Origin of the sequence: Pseudoalteromonas sp. GABNS16E, from assembly GCF_028598715.1 — a bacterium.
Taxonomy (GTDB): Bacteria; Pseudomonadota; Gammaproteobacteria; order Enterobacterales; family Alteromonadaceae; genus Pseudoalteromonas; species Pseudoalteromonas atlantica.
This window is the reverse complement of sequence record NZ_JAQREZ010000040.1, coordinates 1-22,940: the sequence shown is the minus strand read 5'-3', so window position 1 is coordinate 22,940 and position 22,940 is coordinate 1. Positions and strand designations below refer to the sequence as shown.

Sequence of the window (22,940 nt, the reverse complement as noted above, 5' to 3'; positions counted from 1 at the left end):
AGCTACTCCTACGCCATCGCTATAATTGCATCGCCCGTTGTCACAGCATCACCTTCAGACACTAAGACCTCAGCCACAGTACCTGAGTGCATTGCACGAACCTCGGTTTCCATTTTCATCGCTTCCATAATAACAACCACATCGCCTTCGTTTACGGCTTGGCCTGCTTTTACTTTTACTTTAAAAATATTACCCGCCAGTGGCGCATTCAGTGTTTCACCTGATGCAACCGATGCTGATTGTGGTAAGTGCTCTGAATCTTTTAGCGTTACCTCTTTAAGCTCGCCACCTTGCGCAACCACTACATCGTAAACTTTACCGTCAACTTTAACGCTGTATTGCTCAGCGCTAACACCTTTGTTATTTGCAGGTTTTGCTGCAGGCTTAGCGTTTGCATCATCAGCACTTGGCACTGCTTCAAAGGCATCTGGGTTGTTACGGTTTTTAATAAATTTAAGGCCAACCTGTGGGAATAATGCATAGGTAAGCACATCATCTATTTGCTCATCAGCAAGTGTTAAACCTTGTTCTTGCGCTTCTTTTTGCAGCTCTGCTTCAAGCGATGCAAGCTCTGGGGCTATATTATCTGCAGGGCGACACGTAATAACCTCGCTGCCATCAAGCACTCGCTCTTGCAGCTCTTTGTTCATAGGTGCAGGTGTTAAACCATACTCGCCTTTTAAAACACCGGCGGTTTCTTTGGTAATTGTTTTATAACGCTCACCCGTAAGCACATTTAGTACTGCTTGTGTGCCTACAATTTGCGATGTTGGAGTAACTAGCGGAATAAAACCTAAATCTTCACGCACGCGTGGGATCTCAAGTAATACTTCATTTAGCTTATCTGCTGCGCCTTGCTCTTTCAGTTGGTTTTCCATGTTGGTTAACATGCCACCAGGTACTTGCGCGAGTAAAATACGGCCATCAACACCTTTAAGGCTCCCCTCAAAGGCAGCGTACTTTTTACGTACATCTCTAAAGTAAGCCGCTATTTCTTCTAGCTGGTTTAAATCTAATTCGGTATCGCGGGGCGTTCCTTCAACAATTGCTACAATGGTTTCTGTAGCTGAATGACCGTAAGTCATACTCATTGAAGAAATAGCGGTATCAAGCATGTCAATGCCTGCATCAATGGCTTTTTGATATGTAGCAGTACTTAAACCTGTGGTTGCATGGCACTGCATAGCAATAGGGATAGAAACGGTTTCTTTTAGCCCTTTAATAAGTTGCTCTGCATCGTATGGTTTTAATAAGCCTGCCATATCTTTAATACAAATAGAGTGACAACCTAAATCCTCTAGCTGTTTTGCAAGGGTTAACCACATATCTAGGGTATGCACTGGGCTTACAGTATAAGAAATAGTACCTTGCGCGTGGGCACCTACTTTTACAGCCGCTTTAATTGCCGTTTCTAAGTTACGTACATCGTTCATGGCGTCAAAAATACGAAATACATCTACACCATTTTTGTGGGCACGCTCTACAAACTTTTCTACCACGTCATCGGCATAGTGGCGGTAACCCAATAAATTTTGCCCGCGCAATAACATTTGCTGTTTAGTATTCGGCATTGCTTTTTTAAGGGCGCGAATACGCTCCCACGGGTCTTCACCTAAATAACGAATACACGAATCAAACGTAGCGCCGCCCCACGACTCAATAGACCAATAACCGGCATCATCAAGTTTGTTAGCAATAGGGAGCATGTCATCTAAGCGCATACGGGTTGCAAGTAAAGACTGATGAGCATCGCGTAAAACAAGTTCTGTTAATTTTAATTTAGCCATGTGTGCCTCTTATTTATTATTTGATTTGTACTGAGCAATGGCAGCACTAATAGCAGCGATGTGCTCGTTTGGCACACCTTGAGATTTTAAAGATGGTGATTTAACCGGTATTGCAACTTCAGCCTCGTCAAAACGAGCAACCAAGTTAGACATGAGTGACACAGCACCAATCAATATTGAAAGAAATACAAACACGCCCACCATGCCCGTAAGCATCAAGCTACCTGCGGTTGTGAGTACAGCTCCTATATCCATTTTTCTCCCCCTGCACTATATAGCGATATAAAAAACCGCTTTATTTAAATAATTATTCACCGAATGATAACAAAACTTTTAACTTTGTCCACCACCTGTCAATTGGTAAAACCAATTAAAATTAAACTAACATACAGTCACAATAGTTAACATAGCTAATACAGGGTTAAATTAGCTTAGATATAGATGATAAAAATAACCGTTATAGGCAAAGGTTATATGGTTAAACCCAAAAAAACTTAAAAACTATAAAAAATAGTAAGTTAAACGGCAGGTAAAAAATCAGCTTGGCTAAAATGTAAATTGGTCTTACCAAGACTAGTAAAGCAGCGCGCAAAAAATATTTATTTTTTTACTCTCTTTACAATAGTGTGAATAAGTTACATCGTTAAACGTAAAACTTACCAATCCTAAATTTACAACCTTCGTTCAAAAAACCATAACATATTGAAAATTAATAAAATTAAACTCTGGCACGCAACTGGCATTATTACTTTTGAACGAATTTGATAACCAAGGAGAAAACAATGTTACGCTGGACAATTACATTTTTAGTTATTGCTTTAATCGCTGCAGTGTTAGGTTTTGGTGGTATCGCAGGTGCCGCAGCTGGTATAGCAAAAATTATATTCTTTATCTTTTTAGTACTTTTAGTGATTTCTTTAGTTTCAGGTGCGCTGCGCGGTAAATCGCCCAGGTAGCTACTAACATAATTAAAACACTAAACAATCAACATATACAAGGAATTACATTATGAACTCAACAACTTTAAAAGCAGCACTAATCGCCGTATTTGCAGGTTTCTTTATGATGGGTTGTGAAGACAACCACGCAGAAGAAGCAGGTGAGCGTATTGATGAAGCAGTAACTGACGTGCAAAACTCTGTTGAAGATGCATGTGAAAATGTAAAAGAAGGCGTTAACGCAGAAGAAACTAACTGTTAATCTGTTTGGTAACGTAAAAAACGGCTTTTAATAAGCCGTTTTTTTGTGCGCGAATGAAAAGCGGCTTCTAACTCTTAAAATGCATAGCCTACATTAACGGGTGTGATTTTTATGCTAGCTTGTTAAAATAGCGAAAACTATTACTTATTAGCAATTATGGCACTGACCACCACTTACACACTCGATAAACCTTACTACTACGAATGCTTTGACGAGTCCCACTCTTATAGTAAAGCAGCCAAGCCAAAGTATTTTTTGCTGGCATTACTGGTGTGCTTAGGTTTAATTAGTATTTACGCTATGGACGATCATTACCTAGGTACATTTTTAATAATGCTGGGTGTATTAGAATGCGTTGCCTTTTATTACCGCAGGCCTTGGTGGGTTACGCGCCAAATGTTTAGTCGTGCTTCGGGCTCAACGGTTACTCTTTCGTTTACCGATGACGCTATTAGCACCGAAAACCACTATAAAAGCCATACATTTAAGTGGGCAGAAATAACCCATATTATTAAAACTAACCACGGCTACTTAGTGCACCATAATAAAGGTATGCAATATATTTCTAGCAGTGTATTAACCGATGAAATGCGCGATTTTATAAACAAAAAAGCCACTCAGTGAGTGGCTTTTGGTATAGCTAAGTGCATTACTCAGCTAAGTATACGTGTTGATTAAGCATTGCCCGGATTAGGGTTAGACTTTTCAGCTTGTATACGCATGTAAATCTCTTCACGATGCACTGAAACGTCTTTAGGTGCGTTAACACCAATTCGAACTTGATTTCCTTTAACACCTAATACAGTAACAGTTACTTCGTCACCAATCATTAGGGTTTCACCTACTCTACGAGTTAGTATTAGCATTCTCTTGCTCCCATGTTCCAATAAATTATAAGATTCCGCTTGACCATTTTAATGAAAAATTGATTGAAAAGTAAGTAAAAACTCCCAAACTATCCATTTTCTGTTAAAAATTCTGAGTGTAACGCTCTTACTACTAGTTCTAAATACTTCTCGTCAATTAAAACCGATACCTTGATTTCAGACGTCGATACTAAAACTATGTGTATGCCTTCTTGCGCCAATGCATCAAAAAATTGATGCGCTACACCACTGTGAGACTTCATTCCTATGCCAACAGCCGACACTTTTGCAACTGTTGTATCACTAGAAATGCTATCAGCCTGCAGATTTACCTGTTGTTGAGTTAGTAAATCGTGTGCTTGCAAATAGTCATTTGAATGCACAGTAAAAGCATAGTCTATTTTTTCAAAGTTATGATTAACTTGACTAATCATATCTATTTCGATGCCATTTTCTGCAAAAAGTTTCAAAATTTTTGTAAGAGAATGAACACAGTATGGTACGCCATGTACCTTTATCAAGCATTCGTCACGATTAAACGCAATCCCCGACACAACCTTAGTTGGCATATCGCTCTCCTCAAAACTTATTAGCGTTCCTTCATCGGGCTCAAAACTCGAAAGCACCCTTAGCGGCATTTTATGATTACCAGCCGACTCAACAGCACGAATATGCAATACTTTTGCGCCTAAGCTTGCCAGCTCTAGCATTTCGGCAAACGTTACATGGCGCATTCGCTGTGCGTTTGGTTCTACACGAGGATCAGTAGTGTATACGCCATCAACGTCGGTATAGATCTGACATTCATCGGCTTTTATTGCCGCGGCTATCTCTACCGCAGAGGTATCGGTGCCGCCGCGTCCAAGGGTTGTAATATTGCCCTCTACATCGCGCCCCTGAAAACCGGCAATAATCGCAACCCGATTATGCTCAAGCTCATGCTTTAAACGCGTCGCAGCAACCTCTTCAATACGGGCTTTACCAAACATGTTATCGGTTTGAATATTAACCTGATCGGCTAGTAGGCTTACAGCCGAATGGCCACGTTTTATAATAGCCATAGCAAGGAGCGAAACAGAAACCTGTTCTCCAGTGCTAATAAGTACGTCTAATTCTCGGCTACTCGGGCGAGTATCTATTTGCTTGGCGAGGTTAATTAAGCGGTTGGTTTCTCCCGACATGGCCGAAAGAACCACAACCACTTGATGACCTTGCTGCTTAGTTTTAACAACAAGGTCGGCGACCGCTTCTATTCGCTCAATAGAGCCAATCGAAGTGCCGCCAAACTTTTGGACAATAAGTGCCACGTAAGCTTAAACTTTCTCACTTACCCAGGCAGTCACGCTTTCAAGCGCGGCGTTTAGGTTTTCAGGCTGTGAACCACCCGCTTGTGCCATATCAGGACGACCGCCCCCTTTACCGCCTACTTGGCCTGCCATGTGGTTTACAAGCTCACCGGCTTTAACTTTACCGGTTAAATCTTTCGTTACACCGGCAATTAGGCTTACTTTTTCGCCGCTGGCAACACCCAGTGCAATAACACCTGAGCCAATCTTGTTTTTAAGATCGTCAACCATGCCACGAAGCGCTTTAGATTCAGTACCTTCAACGTTTGCCACTAGTAGCTTAACGCCATTAATTTCAACAATCGAATCAAGTAAAGACGCACCCGCTGCACTGGCTAGCTTATCGTTAAGCTGTGCAATTTGCTTTTCAAGGCCTTTAGACTTTTCAAGAAGCGCAGTTACTTTTTCAAGTACCGATGCGCTATCACCTTTAACCAGCGCTGCTACATCGTTTAGCTGTTTTTCTTGCTCGCTTACATACGCCACTGCATCTGCGCCTGTTACTGCTTCAATACGGCGTACGCCTGCAGCTATACCGCTTTCAGATACAATTTTAAATAAGCCAATATCACCCGCGCGCTCTACGTGCGTACCGCCACACAGTTCAATTGAGTAATCGCCAATGGTTACTACGCGTACTTCATCGTCGTACTTTTCGCCAAACAGCGCCATTGCCCCTTTTGCTTTAGCGTCATCAATTGCCATAAGCTCAGTGTTTAGGGCAAAGTTACGACGAATTTCATCGTTAACTACTCGCTCAATTTCACGTAGCTCGTCTTTAGTAACCGCTTCAAAGTGCGAGAAGTCAAAACGTAAACGCTCAGGCTCAACCAGTGAGCCTTTTTGGCTTACGTGTTCACCTAATAGTTGGCGCAGTGCTTCGTGTAAAATGTGCGTAGCTGTGTGATTTTTCTTAATGCGTTCACGGCGTGCATCATCAATAGTGGCATCTACTTTATCGTTAACCGCAATGCGCCCTTGCACGCTACCGTGGTGCGCAAACGCATTACCCAGCTTAGTAGTGTTAGTCACTGTAAACTCGCCACCTGCAACAGTAATGGTACCGGTATCGCCTGTTTGGCCACCAGATTCAGCATAAAATGGCGTATGGTTAAGTACAACAATGCCTTGTTGGCCGTCTTCTAAAATAGAAACCGACTCACCATTTGCAAAAACTTCTACTACTGTAGCGCTGTGATGTGTGCTGTCGTAGCCTTTAAATTCAGTGTGTTTTTCTGACTTTAATTGCTCGTTGTAATCGGCACCAAATTTACCAGCTTGCTGCGCTGTTTTACGCTGTACAGCCATGCACTCTTCAAAGCCTGCATGGTCTATTGTCATTTGGCGCTCACGGGCTACATCGGCCGTTAAATCAGCGGGGAAACCATAAGTGTCGTATAATTTAAATACTAAGTCACCAGGAATAACATCGCCTTTAAGCTCGCTTAGGCTTTCTTCTAAAATAGCTAAGCCACGCTCAAGGGTTTTACCAAATTGTTCTTCTTCAATGCGCAGTACTTTTTCGATAATTTCTTGCTGCTTTGCAAGCTCTGGGTAGGCTTGGCCCATTTGTTCAATAAGCGCTGCAACCAGTTTATAGAAAAACGCACCTTGTGCACCAAGCTTGTTACCATGGCGTACTGCACGACGAATAATACGACGCAATACATAACCACGGCCTTCGTTTGATGGCATAACACCATCAGAAATTAAAAACGCACACGAACGAATATGATCCGCAACAACGCGTAGCGACTTATCGTTTAAATCTTGTGCGTTAGTTACGCTTGCCGCAGCTGCAATTAAGCCTTGGAACAAGTCGATTTCGTAGTTTGAATGCACGCCTTGTAAAATAGCAGCAATACGCTCAAGGCCCATACCTGTATCAACAGATTGTTTAGGCAGCGGCTCCATAGTACCGTCGCTTTGACGGTTGTACTGCATAAATACAAGGTTCCAAATTTCGATAAAGCGGTCGCCATCTTCTTCAGGTGAGCCCGGAGGACCACCCCAAATGTGCTCACCGTGATCGTAAAATATTTCAGAACACGGGCCACACGGGCCAGTATCGCCCATTGACCAGAAGTTATCTGAGGTAGCAATACGAATAATACGATCTTCGCTTAGGCCAATATCATTGTGCCAAAAGCCAAATGCATCTTCATCGTCGTGATAAATAGTAACAAGTAGTTTTTCTTGTGGTAATTTAACAACCTCAGTTAAAAACTCCCACGCAAACTTAATAGCGTCTTGTTTAAAGTAATCGCCAAAACTAAAGTTACCTAGCATTTCAAAAAATGTATGGTGACGCGCTGTGTAACCTACGTTTTCTAAATCGTTATGTTTACCACCAGCACGCACACAACGCTGCGCGCTTGTAGCACGCGTGTAAGGGCGAGTTTCGGCGCCTAAAAACACATCCTTAAAAGGAACCATACCGGCATTGTTAAATAACAACGTGGCATCGTTACCCGGAATAAGTGAAGCCGATTGGACAATTTGGTGCTGTTTGCTGGCAAAAAAGTCTAAAAACTGTTGCCTAAGTTGTGCCGTAGTCATGTGCTGCATGTGAAAATCTCACCTGTATTTACTGTGCTTGCATTGCAAAATCAATTTGTTCGTAGCTAAATCCTCGGTACATTAAGTAGCGCACGCGCTTAGCTTTATCTTTGTACTCGAGGTTGGCCGGTGTAGTTGAATACTTTTTGTTGTACGCTTCCTGCGCAAGCTCAAACCAGTCTATTTCAAGCTCTTCAACCACTCTTTCAAGTAGTGAACGGTCAATCCCTTTGCCTATGGCTTCGCTTTGAATGCGCTTTAAGCCATGGCCTTTAAAAATGTGTTTTCTGACAAACCCTTCGCAATAACGTTGCTCGTTAATAAAATTGTGCTCTTCGCACCAATTAAGCAGGGTTTCTATAAACTCGTCGCTGGCTTCTTTTTGCTGAAGCTTAAAGGTTAACTCACGGCGCGAATACTCTTGGCGCCCAAGTAACCACAGTACATAGTTTTTAAGTTTTTGTTTTAACTTATCATCCATTAAGCGTCAAAGCGCCCGCTTTGTTCACTGCTAAGTGGTTTAACATTGCTATCGTCACTTGGCGGTACAACTGGCATAAAAATAGCCTGATAAGATACAAAGAAACTAATGTAGCAAATTGGCATTAAAATCAACAGCGGTAAGAACGATAAGAACATAGAAAGCGCCATAAATAACACACAAATAATGCCAAAAACACTCAATGCGAACAGGTTATGATAAAAAACCAATAACGAATTTTTAAGCGCCGTTAAAATGCGTTTTTCTTTACTAAAGTAAATAAGCGGTACCGCGTAAGCAAACGCCATTAAATACACCGCCATTGCCACTAAAAATAGCACCACACTGGCGCCCGAAATACTATTTAAGGTTTGCTCAAGCGCAATGTTAGGATCAAGCCCCTCTTGGCTCATAATAGCCACCGCATCGGCAAATAGGCCATTAGCTAATAAGGCCATTAAAATACCCGCCCCCATTTGGTAAAGCGCTAAACGTAGTAGTCCTAAACGGTTACCTTTTGCGCTAAAGGGTTTGAGTATGTCGGCGAGCATAATTTTACCGCCCTGCTGCTTGCTAAGCACCGCTTGGTAAAAACCAGCGGTTAAAAAAGGCGTAGCAAGTGCCGCAACAACTTGCAGCAAAGGTAAAAATAACGACAGTATGCCCACTATGCCTATTAATAAGTGCATAACTACAAAGGTAAATGGCTGGGTTTTAAAAATATGCCAACCGGCTTTAAACCACTTTAGCCCGGCATCGGCTTTAAAAATTCGTAATTCGTTAGACATACTGGCTCTTAAATTAAACAAAACACGCCAAGTATAACTTGGCGTGAGGGGGGATTAACAGACACTACATGATTAAATAGTTAAGGTTTTTTAATTTTTTTAATATCTAACATATGTGCGCCGTGTTTTATTTTGGTTTCTAGGTAAGCTTTGTTACCTGTAAGGCCTGCTTTAATATGCGCGTGGGTACCAATAACGGTGTCTACTTCAATGCCGGCATCTTTTAATGCATTAAGCTTTTTAGGGTTATTGGTCATTAATTTAACGTGGCTTAAATTAAGTGCGTTGAGCATTAATACCGCGTCCGAGAAATCACGCAAGTCGTCAGCAAAGCCTAAGTGGTTATTAGCCTCGTAAGTGTTCATACCTTGAGATTGCAGCACGTAAGCATCAATTTTATTATATAAACCAATACCTCGGCCCTCTTGGCGTAAATACAATAACACCCCGCCTTGCTCGTGCATCATTTCAATACACTCATTTAACTGCTCGCCACAATCGCAGCGCGATGAATGAAACACATCACCGGTTAAACACTCAGAGTGCATGCGAATAAGCGGCACATTTTGATTTACATCAGCATTGTTAAATACAAACGCAACGTGTTCTTGGCCGTCTTTTAAGCCACTAAAAGACACTATTTCTGCGGGAATATCACTATTTTTGCCAACATTAAGCTGGGCTCTTGCTCTTACTTGCGCCACGACAAATCCAAATAATTAAATAACTACGACACCATAAGGTGATAATATCACAAATGTTTAAAGTTAGATCGTAGTACACTAGGTTTATGGCAAATATATGGCGATTACACAGCCTATTTTCAATCTTAATATGCAATAAACTCCCACTACCTAGGGCTATTTCCCCAAAACAATGAGAAACTTGAACGCATTTGCTATTTTAATTTTATTACTTTTACCACGCTGCTTATACATTAAGTTAATACACCGCACCTATAAAAAGCTAAAACGGTGTTACCTAGTTACCTCAGTAGGCACTATTAGTACAGTTTAATGACGAAAGTTAGTTACAGCTTAGTGCACATGGGTATTAGGTAATTAGTTAGTTTTATAAGCAAGCGCCCACACAAAAGATAATGAAAACCATTATCACTTGTGGTATTTTGTTTCTAGATTGAACACTAATAGGGATTATTATGAAAGCACAACACCTCGCCTTAGTTATCGGATTAACCTTTACGGCTTTTGCAAGCCAGGCCAATGCAAGCCAAGTAAGCGATGATAAAGCCGCCTTTTCTGATGCATACCAAAGTTATTTAACGGCTGTTAAAAAAGACGAAAACATAGAGCAAGCGGCTAAACATGCCTATACTACAGGCCTTGCGCTTTATGGTAATAAAAGTGATAACACCGCAAGCCTTGCTATTAATTACGCCAAAGCAATTACAGCGCCGCGCTCTATCAACGACAAAAAAAATGTATCAGAGCAACGCTTCGAACTTTACTCGCAAGCCTATACAATACTGGCAAATAACCACGGTAAAAATGCAATAGAAACAATCGATGCCCTAATAGGCAAAGCGGAAAACACCAGCTCGGCCTATCAAGCCGATAACGATTACGAGCGTATAATTGAGATTGCTAAAACGCAAAACAACCCTAAATTCGTTGCCGACATGCAGTTTGAAGCAGCCTCGCTGCTTGCCAAAAAATTTGCTCATAATAAATACCATAAAGCTAAAACACTGCTTAACCAAGCCGATGACTACTACCGTAATAACCTAGACGACAACACCGTAGAGCGCATTAAAGCCGACTTTTTAATGGCGTCGTTTGCTCAAGGTAAGAAAAAATACAATGAAGCCATTGAACGACTAAACCATGTTGTATCGGTATTTGATAACAACTTAAGCTTTGATCACAGCGCTGAGCTTACTGCGCACTCAAAGCTTGTTAACCTTTATGAAAAAACAGGCCAAAGCGAGCAAGCCACTAAGCATTGTTTAGCAATTGCTAAAATGGTACCGTGGAAAAAAACACAAGAGCAAACACCTATATACCGCAAAAACCCTGAGTACCCACAAAACAAAGCACGCCAAATGCGAGATGGTATTGTCGTTGTTGAATTTGACGTAGATACCGCAGGGTTTGTTAAAAACCCAGAGGTAGTTAGCTCACAAGGGGGGAAAGAGTTTGAAAGGTCGGCACTTACAGCACTTAAAAAGTGGCGTTATGCACCAAAATTTGAAAACGGCCAACCCGTTGTTGCAAGTACGCAAGTACAGCTCGACTTTAAAATAGCCAGATAACACGCAAGGTATTATAGCGTCTTTTTTGTTCAGGTAGCTTTATTCAAAGCTTTGCGAGTATTTTATCGCTAGCGGCTTCAATTAAATCGAGCACATTTTCAAAGCCATCATCGCCGCCGTAGTATGGGTCGGGTATGGCGCTTTGGCTTTGCTCGCCGTATTCTAAAAACAATGCCAGCTTGTAATGTAAATCGGTGGGGCATTGCGCTTTTAAGTCAGCTAAGTTTTGTGTGTCGGCCGCTAAAATTAAATCAAACTCAGTAAAATCGCTGCTGCGCACTGGGCGCGAAAAAATACCTTTAAAGCTATAACCGCGTTTTTCACCCGCAGCCATTGAGCGGCTATCTGGCGTTTTACCTTCGTGGTAGCCAATAGTTCCTGCCGAGTCTACTTTTACCTCAACACCTAATTTTTTAGCACGCGCTTTTAACACAGCCTCTGCTGTGGGCGAGCGGCAAATATTACCTAAACACACTATCAGTACTTTTTTCATTAAGGCTCCTTTAGCTAATTTAACCACCTAGGCTTTAAAACTGTTTTAATATAGCCTCGTTATAGTCATCGGCATTTAAAGTCAGGTTATACTTGGCCGCCACACTATCAAGCTCCGCTTGCTTTATAGCTAACTCGTCCATAGTAATGGTGTTATCGTCAAGCTGCCATAAAAGCCGTGAGCCCGCATAACTATAATGAATCGCTAACAATGCATCGGCATTACCCTCGCGCCCTGCCGCTTTTAGCTTTGGCATTTTGCGGGTTATTTTATTAAGCGCTTGTTTAAGCTCCCACACATATACCACTTCGGTCATAAAACTATGGGTACGGTATTTATTTAACAGCCAGCCAATGGCCAAACTTGTTATAACAACACCGGTTAAATTCCAATGAAAGTGACTCCCGCTTTCATCAGGAAACAACGCAATTAACGTTTGCGATATAGCCAAGCTGCCAACAGCTAAACCCGCCGCACACCCTACAATTACCCTATTTAAATGTTTGCGGTAACGTGCTTTATCTATTTGTATGAGTTGCATAACAGCCTAAAAAATTAATAAGTAAAAATATAGCGAACGCTATTGTAACTAAACCCCGCAATTTTTATAAAATTATTTAACCCCTTTTTGATTTGCCCCCCGTTATAGCTTTTAAACAACCCAACTAAGTTTACTCGGAGCGGCTTATGCACACACTTGAAGTACCCAATAATTCAGCATTTATTAAAACATCAACCGCCGTTATTGGCGGCGCAGTAATGACCTTTGCCGCCTTTGCATTTATGCAATACTTAATTAGTGGCGAGCAGCGCGCACCTATAAAACTCGGCGACGATATTATTGTAGAGATTTTTCAGGCACCAGAGGATTCACAAGTAAGGCATATACAAAAAATACAGCCACCACCGCCTGTGCCAAAAACGCCGCCTAAAGCACCACCAATAGATACCTCAAACGACCCTGTAATAGCGATTAACGAATTAACACCAATCACTATTGATGATTTTGGAGATGATATAAATAGCACGATTAACCGCCCTACAGGCGATGCAACACCCATAGTACGCATAAATCCCAAATACCCTACATCTGCCGCGCGCAATGGCATAGAAGGCTGGGTGCAACTGAGCTTTAATATTTCGCCCACCGGCGAAGTAATAAACCCAGTGGTAATAAACGCCGAGCCCAAACGTACCTTTGACCGCGAAGCAATAAGAGCCATAAAACGCTGGAAATATCGCCCCAAAGTAATAGAAGGTGTGGCACAATTACAAACAGATCAAACCGTACAGCTCGATTTTAAATTAGATAACTCTATTTAACGGACTAAACGCCTATGCTACTCAGTATTAAGTCATGGTTATTTGAAACGCCAAGCAAGGATTGCATGGCAAGTTACGCAAAAAGTGGCGACAACCGCTACTTAGAGCAGCTTATTGCCCTCTACAGTAACGACTTATACCACTACCTAGTGACGCAATCTAATACGCATTTAGCATACGACGTAAGCCAACAAACCTGGCTAAAAGTAATCGAAAAACGCCACCTTTACCAAGCGCAAACCACGCCAAAAGCGTGGTTATTTAAACTCGCGCGCAACACATTAGTAGACGAATACCGCAAACAGCAGCGCTTTGTAGAGCTTGACGAAAACACCCACCTCCCCGCGCAGCAAAATGAGCAAGGTAATAACAATAGTATTAGCAATATAAATTACCAAGCGTTCGATAGCGCACTCAAGCAACTGAGCTTTGTACAGCGCGAAGCCATTACCTTACAACAAGAAGGCTTTAGCCTTGCCGACATAGAGCTTATAACGCAAAGCAACCATGAGAGCGTAAAAACAAGGCTGCGCTATGCCAAGCAAAACCTTAAACGTTTATTAGGAGCAAACAATGAACAAGCCTGATGAGCAGTTTGATCAAAAGCTCACTCAACACTACAAAGAGCGAAAAGCACGCACTACACTCAGCGCTTCCCAACAAAAAGCGTTACTTAATAATGCCAGCCATAAAAAGCCCTCAAGGCTTAGTTTTACGCTACAGTTAACCAGCCTTGCCTGCGCACTGGGCGTATTCGCATTTATTGTGTTTGATAGTAACGAGGGCATTAACCACGCACCTAAAACGGTACTTAACACTATCGATATTCACGACTACTCAATTATTAAAACCCACGAAATAACCCCATCGGGCAGTTACACAAGCGCCATTACCGAGCAAAAACACGCACTCGATACTCAGCACGCTAATAGCTTGCGCTTACACCAACAACGCCACATAGAATACGGTACGCTCGTAAAGGTAGATAACGACTGGTACATAGCCAGCTGTAATGACGAGGTACTAGTGCAAATTAAGCAATCACTGCTCAGTGATTTAAAGGGTAAACATGCGGTAGAAAGTGGTCTAAATACGGGTGATATGCTGGCTATGGCGCATAACGGTAAAGGGCAGATTGTAGCACTTAAACATGCGGGTGCTGGAGTTAGGCAGTGTGGGGCTTAGGTGGTTTAGCTCAGTTAATGTTGGTGGTAATTTAGATATATATTACCACCGAGAACACAGAGGCGCTTCGCGCTGCACTGAGGTAGTTAACTATCGCCCATATAATCTAATGGTGAGGAAAGCTCTATAAAATCACGATATTGCTCTTTTGTGAGTTTTTCATATTCATCTTTTATGTAAATATACTTAAGCCATTGTATTGTCATGCCATCTTTCCTAGGACTTCGAACATTACCCTCTGCTAAACTCTTTTCAGCACTTTCTAATCTAGTTATAGAATCACTTTTCGGACTCACCAGTGGAATCAGAGAGCTCACTTTATTTGTAAATAGTCCACAAAAAATATTATCGATAAAACTAGTTAATTTTATAGAGTACTTTCCTTTATCGTATCGGTTTTTTATGGTCCGCATATTATTTAAATAAAATGCATTTGTATAAAGTAATGGATCTATAAAATATATTAACTCCGCTGTTAAATTCTCCTCCATGATATTTTGTTTTAAAAAATTATTTATGCTTATACTTCGAGTCTCACCTTTGTCATTTTCTATTGTTCTTTTAAATCGTCCATTTATAATTTCCTCATAAAGTGGGTGGTCTTTTTCATGGATACAAAACAAAATAGCGAGCACAAGCACATCTACTTTTTTACCATTTGGTAAATTTACAATAATGGCAGTAATGCGTTCAGTAATTTGAATAGCTGTTCTTGCTGACACCTGAAAAGCATCTAATACAACAGAGATATTAGCTAAAGCAGTTTCGGGGTTTTCTGTGCGGGGGAGTAGCTCAATATTTTTACTTTCTAAATACGCAGTTTCAAATTTAGTTGTATCACTATGTACTGATAAAAAATCCTTCAAAGCAGGACGCTTTAAACTGTAACGACTATTAAAAAAACGGCCTAAATAAACCTTAGCGTCAAACCCTTCACCGTATATTGATTTTATTGTATGTTGGAGTTGTTCTGTATCTGTTGCCACAACAAACACGATACCTTTTACATCAAAAATATGTTTAATAGTCTCTAGCATTTCTACTGCATAACTTGGGCGACAACGGTCTAATTCATCAATAAAAATAAATATAGGTAACGACTTATCTTCCTGCTCTTCAAACTTATTTACCCAATCAGCTAACTTCGCTTTGATTACTTCAACGCTTTTATTTTTAGCTTCATGATCTTTAATTAAGTTTTGTGCAAGCGCCTTTACAGCAGGCGAAAAGTCGCTGCCAGTTAACTTGTTAGAATTTTGCTTTTGATCATCTTCAATTTCTTCATCAGAGAATAGTAATGTGTGTAACTCATCTAAATCTATGCCTGATATTTTTTTAGTTAGGCCTTGTGCAATAGCAGGTGCAACAGCCTTAAACATAGAAACTGCACTCTTAGGAATAGTTATATTAAACTTAGCCTGACGTTGAAGCTGCTTTATAATACCTGCAATTACAGTTAAAAATGGGTCGTCTGAATAGTCTTGCTGCCATGCATCAATATATACAACAGGAAAATCTACTATTAATTCTCGTGACCAACGCTTAAGAAAATAGGTTTTACCTGCCCCCCATTCAGCATTGAGATTTAATACATAGTTTTTCTTTTGCTCATCATCAGGCTTACTCTTGTCAAACCCCTCTTGAGCCAATAATCTTGATAAAAATATGGCGTAGCGAGCACGATCTAATTTATCGGCAGGAAAATATTCTTCTAATGGTGGCTTAGTTGCTTTACTCCAATTGAATTCTTTCATTTAATTCCCTTTAAATAGTCTTTTTTACATAGTGCAATATAAAACGCTCTATCGCTGAGTTCTCCGAGCTAACGCCCGACGCGCCAGCAAGCTGTACGCCTACAACAAACACTACATATAATTAGCTTTGGGTGCGCTCATTACATTGGTGATACGTTGGGTTTCGTGTCACTCAACCCAACCTACGTCGCTAATATATTGTAAATTATCGGTAATGGTTACTGCTTTAAAAGTCGTTGTTCTGGATTGTGTAAGTACTTTAAGCCGATTGTCACTATACGTGTATGTACCATTGTTATAACGCGTAGTTGAACATTACCAATAACCACAATTGAGCCTTTACTGATTTCTCCTGAGAGCTTTTGGTTGATCACCTCTTCCAAGCTTATGCCCTCTGGCGCGTCTATTTTCATGTGATATGAGTAAAATATATCGCCTACTAGCGTAACCCCTTTCACTTTAAGTTCGTTGCGCGCTAAGTGACTGTCTTGGTGGTTTGTTTTATCGGTTGCTGTAAAAACTAAATCAACAAAAGGTCTGTTAGCGGGTTTTAAAACAACAAATAAATGATCGTTTGGTTTTAATTTAGTTGAGCCGCGTGGCGGTATGATTGAAGGCCCTCGTGTGATCATGGCTACAACTACACTTTCTGGCAGAGCAGCATGTGACAAACTGCGCCCAGAAACCCTAGAAACCTCACTTAACGTGTACTCTACAATTTCTATATCAATATCATTTAGGGCGGTAATTTCGAGCGTTGCAGCTGCTAAATCGGGTGGCGGCTCTATTAAACTTAACTTTTTAGCCATCCAAGGCATAGTTGAGCCTTGCAACGTGGCCGAGATTAACACCACGAAAAAAACCACATTAAAAATAAGCTCCGCCCCTGAAAGGCCAAACAACAGTGGGAATATAGCTAAAATAATCGGCACTGAGCCTCTTAGCCCCACCCAAGATACAAATAATGTTTCGCGATTATTAAAGCCAAATAATTTTAAAATTGGCGCTACCGCTAGTGGGCGAGCAACAAAAATAAGTGCCAGTGCAATTAACAACCCTTCTAGCCATACATCAACCAACGACGAGGGGTTAATTAAAAGCCCTAACACAACAAACATGGTTATTTGCCCAAGCCACGCTAAACCGTCATGAAACAGAAAAATACCGCGTTTATATACAAATTTACTGTTACCTAAAATAACGCCGGTTATAAATACAGCTAAAAAGCCACTGCCGCCAAGCGTTGCAGAAAGGCCAAAAGAAAGCAGCCCAAATGCGGTTACCATTACTAAATACAAACCTGATGCATTTAATTTTATTCGATTAATCAACCACACCGACACCTTACCAATTAAAAACCCACAAACGGCGCCTACGCCCATTTGCTGGGCAAATAACTGCAGTAAACCAAGCCCTATTGGCATGTCGTTCACTAGCATTTCGAGCAAACCAACCGTTAAAAAAATAGCCATTGGGTCGTTCGAGGCACTTTCTATTTCAAGGGTTGATTTAAGTTTTTTATTTAAGTGAATACCGGCGCTTCGTAAAAGTGCAAATACGGCTGCGGCATCTGTAGAGCCCACAATAGCGCCCAGCAAAACGCCTTGTAATACAGGTAAGTCTAAAATATAAGTGGCGACAAGGCCGGTAATTACAGCCGTTAAAAGCACCCCGACCGTTGCTAAAGCCGAAGCAGGTTTCCACACTTGTTTAATAGAGCTGGTTGGCGTTTGTAGCCCACCATCAAATAGAATAATAGCCAGTGCTAACGTGCCCAGAGCATGCGCAGCCCCTGCGTTATCGAATGATATACCGGCAATACCGTCTTCACCTGCAAGCATGCCCACCAGTAAAAATAGCACCAGTACGGGTAAGCCAACGCGCGCAGATAGCTTGCTCGAGATAACCCCTAGTAAAATTAAAATGGCACTAACAAGAATGATATTATCTATTACAAACATAGTGTGGGTTTACAGCCTTGTATAAGTTAAAAAGTAAGAATTTATAGCTATTAAAAAGCTTAAAGCTCATGCCATACAATAACCTAAAAAATATAAATACGGGTACTTAACTGCATATTTAAAACAAAAAAGCCTGCGATTAAACAGGCTTTTGAGTATTTAAACGAGCAAATTTTACAACACTATTATGCTTGTTACTAAGTACGCTATAAACGTCAATGCGCCGCCGAATAATGCATACGGTAGCTGCGTTTTGACGTGGGTGAGCAAATCACAACCCGAAGCGAGTGCCGATACGGCGCTGGTGTCGGATATAGGGGAGCAGTGATCGCCAAATATACCGCCGCCTAAAATAGCGCCCACCACCAGTGAAGGTGGCAAACCGAGCGCTTGAATAAGCGGTACGCCAATAGGAATAAGTATGGCAAATGTGCCCCACGATGTACCTGTAGTAAACGACATAACCGCGCCGGTTAAAAACAGCACTGGTACAATTAAGTAAATAGGTAGGTAATCGCCCACTAGTGATGCGACAAATACGCCCGTGCCTAGCTCTTTTAAGCTTGCGCCCAGTGTAAGTGAAAGCAATACAATGCTCACCAGCGGTAATAACTCGCCCATGCCTTTAAAGCCGGTGTCGACTAATTGATGGTGAGTAAATTGGCGCGAGCTAATCATTAAAACATATGCAACCACAATGGCTAATACCGTTGCGTATAAAACCGATTTAGAGCCGCTGCCTTCTGCAAGTACGCCGTTGCCGGTGTAAAACATAAAGCCTACCATGCTCACAATTAGGGTAAGTAATGGCACGAGCATGTAACGCGCTTTAGAGCCTTTTACTTCTTCTTTTAGGTCAGTTTTTTGCAGCTCTAGCTTTTGCTCGGCTTCTTTCATTGGGCCGTGTACTTTATCAAACGCGATAGTGTAAAACACAATGACTAGCGTGATAATGGCGTAAAAGTTATACCCTACGCTGCCCCATAAAATAGAAACTGCCGATTCGCTTAGCTCGTAATTGCCAAGTAAACCCAGTACAAATGCGCCCCAACCGTTAAGTAATATTAAAATACACACCGGTGCACTGGTGCTATCAATAATATAAGCAAGGCGCGCTCGGCTCATTTTAAACTTGTCGAACAAGCCGCGCGATACAATACCTGAGGTTAATACGCTGAGGTTTGACTCTATAAATACCGCGATGCCGGTAAACATGGTTAAAAAGCCAACTTGGCGCTTACTTTTTGCAATGCCTTTATTCATAAGCATATTAACGGTGGCTGCTACGCCGCCAGATTCGCGTATGTAGGCAAGCAAGGCACCAATCATAATACTAAATATTAAAATGCGAGTGTTACCCGCCGAGCTGGCTACCGATATTATGCGCTCAATGGTATTTAAAAATGTAGCAAATAAGGTATTACCCTCGCCTTGTATAGCGAGTAAAAATTCTGACGAAGCCACGGCCACCAAAAGTGCCATTATTACTTCTTTTCGCCAAAATACGATAGCGATAGCAATGAGCGGCGGTAATATAGAATACCAAGACATAAATTAACCTTTATTTATAGCGAAGTGCATTCGCTTTATTCACGTTGAAACGCTTATTTTACAGGCTGTTTTAAAAATGTGGCCTGAATTTGTAAACCGCTTAGCTTAATGGATTGGCTTAGTTAAGTCACCTGCAAATAAATCACTTAAGGCACTGCACTTAGGCCATTTTAGCCTAAACGATAATTTATTGATTTAGTAGTGCTTCGTAAATAAGCGATACCACCGAGCCATATTGCGCGGTCTCGTATTGTTTGCCCAAAAACTGGTAATGTTTTTGGCTTCCTTTTATTTTTGTGTGCCGCGCATTGGTCAATAAAATAATGGCTAAATCGTAGGTTGGATCAATAACCGTCACTGTGCCCGTCCAGCCAGTGTGCCCATACGCTTGTGCACTTGCATAAGGGCCAAAATGCCAACGCCTGGCTTGGTTGTTACCTGCAAGCCTAAAGCCTAGGCCATAGGTTTCGTTGTTTAATTGTGGCGTTACAAACTGCGCTAAGGTTGATGCGCTAAATAACTGGGTATTGCCAAAACCACCTTGGTTTAATAGTACTTGGCAAAGCACAGCTAAATCGGGTGCGTTACTAAATAAGCCGGCATGCCCTGCTACGCCATCAAACGAATAAAATGCTCGCTCGTCGTGCACTTCGCCTTGCAAAACATTAGTACGAATATTATCAAAGGTAATACGGCCATCACGGGTATTGCCGCTAAGCTCGGTTGCTGCAAATTCAGCGCGTTTAAAGCCCTTTTTAAGTGGGTTAAATACCGTATTGGTCAGTTTAAGTAGGGCGTAAATGTGTTGCTCGAGGTAGTCATCAAGTGGTTGCCCGGTTATACGCTCAACCAGTACGCCTAAAATCATGTAATCAATATCGGAGTAAACGGCTTGTGCGGGGTATTTATTGCTCAGCGGTACTTGCGTAAGTAACAGCTGCTTTGTGGTTTGGCTATTTTGCGAAAAATACGCATCGCCATTTTTAGTTTCTTTACGATGAAAATCAAACACAGGCGGGTAACCCGCTGTATGCGTGAGTAAACTTTTAACTGTGCGCAACTCGCGGCCATCACCTTTGTATTCGGGTAAGTAACTTTGTACGGGCTTGTTTGTATTTAAAAGCCCTTCGCTTACAAGTTTCATTAGAGCAAAGTTAGTGGCAAATATTTTGGTGTTAGAGGCTAAATCAAACAGAGTATGTGTTTGCATTGGCTCTGGGCGTAGTAGCATTAAATCACTTTGCTGGTACTGTTTGGCATCGCCATAGGCGCTAAGCTTTATTAGTTCACCACTTTTAATAACAGCCAATACCGCACCAGGAAAACCAGCTTGTATGTCTTTTTCAATAAGGGCATCGACCTGGCTAAAGTCTATATTACTTTGCGCAGCGGTATTTAAGGTTGGAAACTCAAAGCGCAAGGTAAGGCTTGCGCCTTTAGGTTTAATATTTTCAACCTTAAACGTATTTACCCCGTTGTGGGTGCGCCTTGCTAGCGAATACTCATATAAAGTATTGGCGGCTAATTGGTTGGTAATATTAAGCTTTTGGTTATTTATAAAAATATCGGCGCTTATCGCGTTATTATTTTGAATTAATAACTGCCCTCGCCCTTTATACGCTTTAAATGTGCCACGGTTATTTACGTACTCACGGCTACTTGGGTTAGCCTCAGGAAAAGTGACAATAACTTGGGCGTTTGGAAGCGTTACTAATTTGCTTTGCTTAAGTTCACTTGCTGTAAACTCATTTGGCTTATTTGTCGTACTGCACGCTACAAGAGTCGCGCTAACAAGTGCCAATAAAGCCTTTTTAAAACAGCTGCTTAATGTTTTTTTTATTACTAAAGCCATTTGCACCCCTTACTTGTACAGCAAATACGGCGCTCGTTGCTTTTTAAATGCTGCAAGCCCTTGCTGCCAACTTTGTTTTATTTGCCGCTCTGATTGCCCTGCTTCAATAGCTAACCGTAGTTTGTTGGTACCAGCCAATTTATCCATAAAATCAGCGCGTTCAAAAAAGGTAATATTGTTTTTAGATAATTTATTATAAGCCGTAATTAAATAACTTAAATCAAGCCCGCGCGTGTTTGTTGTGCGTAAATCGAGCCCTTTTACAGGGGTATTTTTAAATTTAGGGTTTGCTGCCGCCCCTTTTATCGAGCGCGGTGTAAAACTAAAATTCCCAAGCGCAACGGGTGAGTAGCCAATCACTTGAAACGCAAAATCGGTGCCTCTACCAATACTTACTGGCGTTGCCTCAAAAAAGCAAAGCGACGGATACAGCGCAATTGATTGATCGTTAGGTAAATTAGGGCTGGGTTTTACAGGTAAACTGTAGGATGTTGAGCGCGTGTAATGATCAACTGGGATCACAGTAAGCTTTAAATCAGCCGCTTTATTGATCCAGCTTTCGCCTTTGATCATTTTTGCAAGCTCGCCTACCGTCATGCCGTGCAGCACGGGTATTGGGTGCATGCCTACAAACGATTTAAATTGGCGCTCAAGTATTGGCCCATCAACGAAGGTAATATTGGGGTTTGGCCTATCAAGCACAATAAACTCAATACCTTGCTCGGCTGCGGCTTCCATCATGTAATGCATAGAGCTTATGTAGGTATAAAAGCGCACGCCCACATCTTGTATATCAAAAATAATAGCATCTACTTCGCTTAGAGCCTCAGCGCTTGGTTTTTTGTTTTTGCCATAAATAGAAATAAGCGGGATACCAGTTTTGCTATCAACCGCATTTTTAACATGGGCTCCAGCGTCGTAATCGCCTCTAAAACCATGCTCAGGTGCAAAAATTTTGGTTATGTTTATATTTTTAGTGAGTAAAGCATCAACCAAATGAGTATTTTCAACAAGCGATGTTTGATTTACCACAAGCCCAACACGTTTATTTTGTAGCTGCGGCAAATAATGTTTGTATTGAGCAGCGCCAACAATTGGCGTTGTTTGAGCAGTGTGAGCGTGCGCGCCCACATTAAAAATAGTGATAAATAGTAAAACAAAGGTGATGAATACAGCTTTAAACATACAGCAAGTTCCTTTTAAACAAGGTGTTTAAAATACCACAGCTTAAGTTAAAGAGCAGTGAATGGTTTTGAGCTGTACGTAAGTAATTAGAGGCTGCGCTTCTTTCATGAGCACGCTTACGTCTACGCTGAAATTTTTAGCAGGAGTGTTTGTCTGGCTTAACTGTATCCGTCCGGTGATCACCGCCTAGCCTTTAAAATTCCACGGTAATAGACTATCGATATCAGGTGTTGATTGGCACAGCTCATCTAAACACGCGGTGATGTAATCGTATGGCGCTAAGCCGTTGGCTTTGGCTGTTTCGATGATGCTGTAAAGTATCGCGCTTGCGTTAGCA

Annotated in this window: 23 protein-coding genes; 7 read left to right on the top strand and 16 right to left on the bottom strand. The window is 41.5% G+C overall.

Annotated elements, in window-relative coordinates; genetic code table 11:
* Nucleotides 1-8: 8 nt before the first annotated feature.
* Both oadA and PSI06_RS15180 read right to left on the bottom strand, forming a co-directional pair.
* On the bottom strand, nucleotides 9-1,787 hold the full coding sequence (oadA, locus tag PSI06_RS15185) for a sodium-extruding oxaloacetate decarboxylase subunit alpha (RefSeq protein WP_248452326.1): 1,779 nt from the start codon (nucleotides 1,785-1,787) through the stop codon (nucleotides 9-11).
* 9 nt (nucleotides 1,788-1,796) lie between these two features.
* A complete protein-coding gene (locus tag PSI06_RS15180; protein ID WP_024031602.1) occupies nucleotides 1,797-2,042 on the bottom strand; it encodes an OadG family protein in 246 nt (81 codons plus the stop codon).
* A 527-nt stretch (nucleotides 2,043-2,569) separates the two neighbouring features.
* On the opposite strand from PSI06_RS15180, the gene PSI06_RS15175 reads away from it, so the two are divergent.
* The 3 genes from PSI06_RS15175 (at nucleotide 2,570) to PSI06_RS15165 (ending at nucleotide 3,611) form a co-directional block, all read left to right on the top strand.
* Nucleotides 2,570-2,743: a DUF1328 domain-containing protein gene (locus tag PSI06_RS15175; protein WP_002961939.1), complete on the top strand. Its 174-nt coding sequence runs from the start codon at nucleotides 2,570-2,572 to the stop codon at nucleotides 2,741-2,743.
* Nucleotides 2,744-2,795: 52 nt separating this feature from the next.
* Complete coding sequence (locus PSI06_RS15170; protein WP_004587517.1) at nucleotides 2,796-2,987, top strand: hypothetical protein; 192 nt, start codon at nucleotides 2,796-2,798, stop codon at nucleotides 2,985-2,987.
* A gap of 156 nt (nucleotides 2,988-3,143) precedes the next feature.
* Nucleotides 3,144-3,611, top strand: coding sequence for a YcxB family protein (locus PSI06_RS15165; RefSeq protein ID WP_004587516.1), 468 nt, complete (start codon nucleotides 3,144-3,146; stop codon nucleotides 3,609-3,611).
* Between the two features lie 50 nt (nucleotides 3,612-3,661).
* Here the strand turns inward: PSI06_RS15165 and csrA are convergent, their stop codons facing one another.
* The 6 genes from csrA to PSI06_RS15135 all read right to left on the bottom strand — a co-directional run bounded on the left by csrA (nucleotide 3,662) and on the right by PSI06_RS15135 (nucleotide 9,731).
* A complete protein-coding gene (csrA, locus tag PSI06_RS15160) occupies nucleotides 3,662-3,853 on the bottom strand; it encodes a carbon storage regulator CsrA (protein WP_004587515.1) in 192 nt (63 codons plus the stop codon).
* A gap of 89 nt (nucleotides 3,854-3,942) precedes the next feature.
* Nucleotides 3,943-5,160 carry an aspartate kinase gene (locus PSI06_RS15155; RefSeq protein WP_273604189.1) on the bottom strand — a complete coding sequence of 406 codons (1,218 nt, stop codon included), beginning with the start codon at nucleotides 5,158-5,160 and terminating at the stop codon, nucleotides 3,943-3,945.
* A gap of 6 nt (nucleotides 5,161-5,166) precedes the next feature.
* Nucleotides 5,167-7,767 (bottom strand): alanine--tRNA ligase, encoded by a 2,601-nt coding sequence (alaS, locus tag PSI06_RS15150; protein WP_055254821.1) that lies wholly within the window; start codon nucleotides 7,765-7,767, stop codon nucleotides 5,167-5,169.
* Nucleotides 7,768-7,786: 19 nt separating this feature from the next.
* Nucleotides 7,787-8,239 (bottom strand): regulatory protein RecX, encoded by a 453-nt coding sequence (locus PSI06_RS15145; protein ID WP_004587512.1) that lies wholly within the window; start codon nucleotides 8,237-8,239, stop codon nucleotides 7,787-7,789.
* Complete coding sequence (locus tag PSI06_RS15140; RefSeq protein WP_004587511.1) at nucleotides 8,239-9,027, bottom strand: BPSS1780 family membrane protein; 789 nt, start codon at nucleotides 9,025-9,027, stop codon at nucleotides 8,239-8,241. The genes PSI06_RS15145 and PSI06_RS15140 overlap by 1 nt, the downstream gene beginning before the upstream one ends.
* A gap of 80 nt (nucleotides 9,028-9,107) precedes the next feature.
* Nucleotides 9,108-9,731, bottom strand: a complete 624-nt coding sequence (locus tag PSI06_RS15135; protein WP_024031598.1) for a GTP cyclohydrolase II — start codon at nucleotides 9,729-9,731, stop codon at nucleotides 9,108-9,110.
* Between the two features lie 455 nt (nucleotides 9,732-10,186).
* Here PSI06_RS15135 and PSI06_RS15130 point away from each other — a divergent pair, with 455 nt between their 5' ends.
* Nucleotides 10,187-11,299 carry an energy transducer TonB gene (locus tag PSI06_RS15130; RefSeq protein WP_273604190.1) on the top strand — a complete coding sequence of 371 codons (1,113 nt, stop codon included), beginning with the start codon at nucleotides 10,187-10,189 and terminating at the stop codon, nucleotides 11,297-11,299.
* Nucleotides 11,300-11,342: 43 nt separating this feature from the next.
* Here PSI06_RS15130 and PSI06_RS15125 read toward each other — a convergent pair whose 3' ends face one another.
* The gene (locus PSI06_RS15125; RefSeq protein ID WP_273604191.1) at nucleotides 11,343-11,792 is read right to left on the bottom strand and encodes a low molecular weight protein-tyrosine-phosphatase; all 450 of its coding nucleotides are present in this window, start codon (nucleotides 11,790-11,792) and stop codon (nucleotides 11,343-11,345) included.
* Nucleotides 11,793-11,826: 34 nt separating this feature from the next.
* Nucleotides 11,827-12,333, bottom strand: coding sequence for a DUF3087 domain-containing protein (locus PSI06_RS15120; RefSeq protein WP_054983855.1), 507 nt, complete (start codon nucleotides 12,331-12,333; stop codon nucleotides 11,827-11,829).
* Nucleotides 12,334-12,479: 146 nt separating this feature from the next.
* Here PSI06_RS15120 and PSI06_RS15115 point away from each other — a divergent pair, with 146 nt between their 5' ends.
* From PSI06_RS15115 to PSI06_RS15105, 3 genes are read left to right on the top strand one after another with little or no spacing between them, the layout of a single operon-like run.
* Complete coding sequence (locus tag PSI06_RS15115) at nucleotides 12,480-13,115, top strand: energy transducer TonB (protein ID WP_273604192.1); 636 nt, start codon at nucleotides 12,480-12,482, stop codon at nucleotides 13,113-13,115.
* Nucleotides 13,116-13,129: 14 nt separating this feature from the next.
* Nucleotides 13,130-13,702 (top strand): sigma-70 family RNA polymerase sigma factor, encoded by a 573-nt coding sequence (locus tag PSI06_RS15110; protein WP_024031593.1) that lies wholly within the window; start codon nucleotides 13,130-13,132, stop codon nucleotides 13,700-13,702.
* The gene (locus tag PSI06_RS15105; RefSeq protein WP_273604193.1) at nucleotides 13,689-14,300 is read left to right on the top strand and encodes a hypothetical protein; all 612 of its coding nucleotides are present in this window, start codon (nucleotides 13,689-13,691) and stop codon (nucleotides 14,298-14,300) included. Before PSI06_RS15110 ends, PSI06_RS15105 begins: the two co-directional genes overlap by 14 nt.
* Nucleotides 14,301-14,386: 86 nt before the next feature.
* Here the strand turns inward: PSI06_RS15105 and PSI06_RS15100 are convergent, their stop codons facing one another.
* The 6 genes from PSI06_RS15100 to PSI06_RS15075 form a co-directional block, all read right to left on the bottom strand.
* On the bottom strand, nucleotides 14,387-16,054 hold the full coding sequence (locus PSI06_RS15100; protein ID WP_273604194.1) for a KAP family P-loop NTPase fold protein: 1,668 nt from the start codon (nucleotides 16,052-16,054) through the stop codon (nucleotides 14,387-14,389).
* Between the two features lie 218 nt (nucleotides 16,055-16,272).
* Nucleotides 16,273-18,015 (bottom strand): potassium/proton antiporter, encoded by a 1,743-nt coding sequence (locus PSI06_RS15095; RefSeq protein ID WP_273604195.1) that lies wholly within the window; start codon nucleotides 18,013-18,015, stop codon nucleotides 16,273-16,275.
* Between the two features lie 174 nt (nucleotides 18,016-18,189).
* Nucleotides 18,190-19,566: a Na+/H+ antiporter NhaC family protein gene (locus tag PSI06_RS15090; RefSeq protein WP_273604196.1), complete on the bottom strand. Its 1,377-nt coding sequence runs from the start codon at nucleotides 19,564-19,566 to the stop codon at nucleotides 18,190-18,192.
* Between the two features lie 187 nt (nucleotides 19,567-19,753).
* On the bottom strand, nucleotides 19,754-21,418 hold the full coding sequence (gene pbp4b / locus PSI06_RS15085; RefSeq protein WP_273604197.1) for a penicillin binding protein PBP4B: 1,665 nt from the start codon (nucleotides 21,416-21,418) through the stop codon (nucleotides 19,754-19,756).
* A 9-nt stretch (nucleotides 21,419-21,427) separates the two neighbouring features.
* Nucleotides 21,428-22,603, bottom strand: a complete 1,176-nt coding sequence (locus PSI06_RS15080; RefSeq protein ID WP_273604198.1) for an exo-beta-N-acetylmuramidase NamZ family protein — start codon at nucleotides 22,601-22,603, stop codon at nucleotides 21,428-21,430.
* 186 nt (nucleotides 22,604-22,789) lie between these two features.
* Nucleotides 22,790-22,940: transposase domain-containing protein (locus PSI06_RS15075; RefSeq protein ID WP_273604199.1), on the bottom strand; the 151-nt coding region annotated here is incomplete at its 5' end.

Coding starts and splice junctions, on each gene's coding strand:
- oadA (WP_248452326.1), bottom strand. CDS start 1,787: ATGGCTAAATTAAAATTAACAGAACTTGTTTTACGCGATGCTCATCAG.
- PSI06_RS15180 (WP_024031602.1), bottom strand. CDS start 2,042: ATGGATATAGGAGCTGTACTCACAACCGCAGGTAGCTTGATGCTTACG.
- PSI06_RS15175 (WP_002961939.1), top strand. CDS start 2,570: ATGTTACGCTGGACAATTACATTTTTAGTTATTGCTTTAATCGCTGCA.
- PSI06_RS15170 (WP_004587517.1), top strand. CDS start 2,796: ATGAACTCAACAACTTTAAAAGCAGCACTAATCGCCGTATTTGCAGGT.
- PSI06_RS15165 (WP_004587516.1), top strand. CDS start 3,144: ATGGCACTGACCACCACTTACACACTCGATAAACCTTACTACTACGAA.
- csrA (WP_004587515.1), bottom strand. CDS start 3,853: ATGCTAATACTAACTCGTAGAGTAGGTGAAACCCTAATGATTGGTGAC.
- alaS (WP_055254821.1), bottom strand. CDS start 7,767: ATGCAGCACATGACTACGGCACAACTTAGGCAACAGTTTTTAGACTTT.
- PSI06_RS15145 (WP_004587512.1), bottom strand. CDS start 8,239: ATGGATGATAAGTTAAAACAAAAACTTAAAAACTATGTACTGTGGTTA.
- PSI06_RS15140 (WP_004587511.1), bottom strand. CDS start 9,027: ATGTCTAACGAATTACGAATTTTTAAAGCCGATGCCGGGCTAAAGTGG.
- PSI06_RS15130 (WP_273604190.1), top strand. CDS start 10,187: ATGAAAGCACAACACCTCGCCTTAGTTATCGGATTAACCTTTACGGCT.
- PSI06_RS15125 (WP_273604191.1), bottom strand. CDS start 11,792: ATGAAAAAAGTACTGATAGTGTGTTTAGGTAATATTTGCCGCTCGCCC.
- PSI06_RS15120 (WP_054983855.1), bottom strand. CDS start 12,333: ATGCAACTCATACAAATAGATAAAGCACGTTACCGCAAACATTTAAAT.
- PSI06_RS15115 (WP_273604192.1), top strand. CDS start 12,480: ATGCACACACTTGAAGTACCCAATAATTCAGCATTTATTAAAACATCA.
- PSI06_RS15110 (WP_024031593.1), top strand. CDS start 13,130: ATGCTACTCAGTATTAAGTCATGGTTATTTGAAACGCCAAGCAAGGAT.
- PSI06_RS15105 (WP_273604193.1), top strand. CDS start 13,689: ATGAACAAGCCTGATGAGCAGTTTGATCAAAAGCTCACTCAACACTAC.
- PSI06_RS15100 (WP_273604194.1), bottom strand. CDS start 16,054: ATGAAAGAATTCAATTGGAGTAAAGCAACTAAGCCACCATTAGAAGAA.
- PSI06_RS15095 (WP_273604195.1), bottom strand. CDS start 18,015: ATGTTTGTAATAGATAATATCATTCTTGTTAGTGCCATTTTAATTTTA.
- PSI06_RS15090 (WP_273604196.1), bottom strand. CDS start 19,566: ATGTCTTGGTATTCTATATTACCGCCGCTCATTGCTATCGCTATCGTA.
- pbp4b (WP_273604197.1), bottom strand. CDS start 21,418: ATGGCTTTAGTAATAAAAAAAACATTAAGCAGCTGTTTTAAAAAGGCT.
- PSI06_RS15080 (WP_273604198.1), bottom strand. CDS start 22,603: ATGTTTAAAGCTGTATTCATCACCTTTGTTTTACTATTTATCACTATT.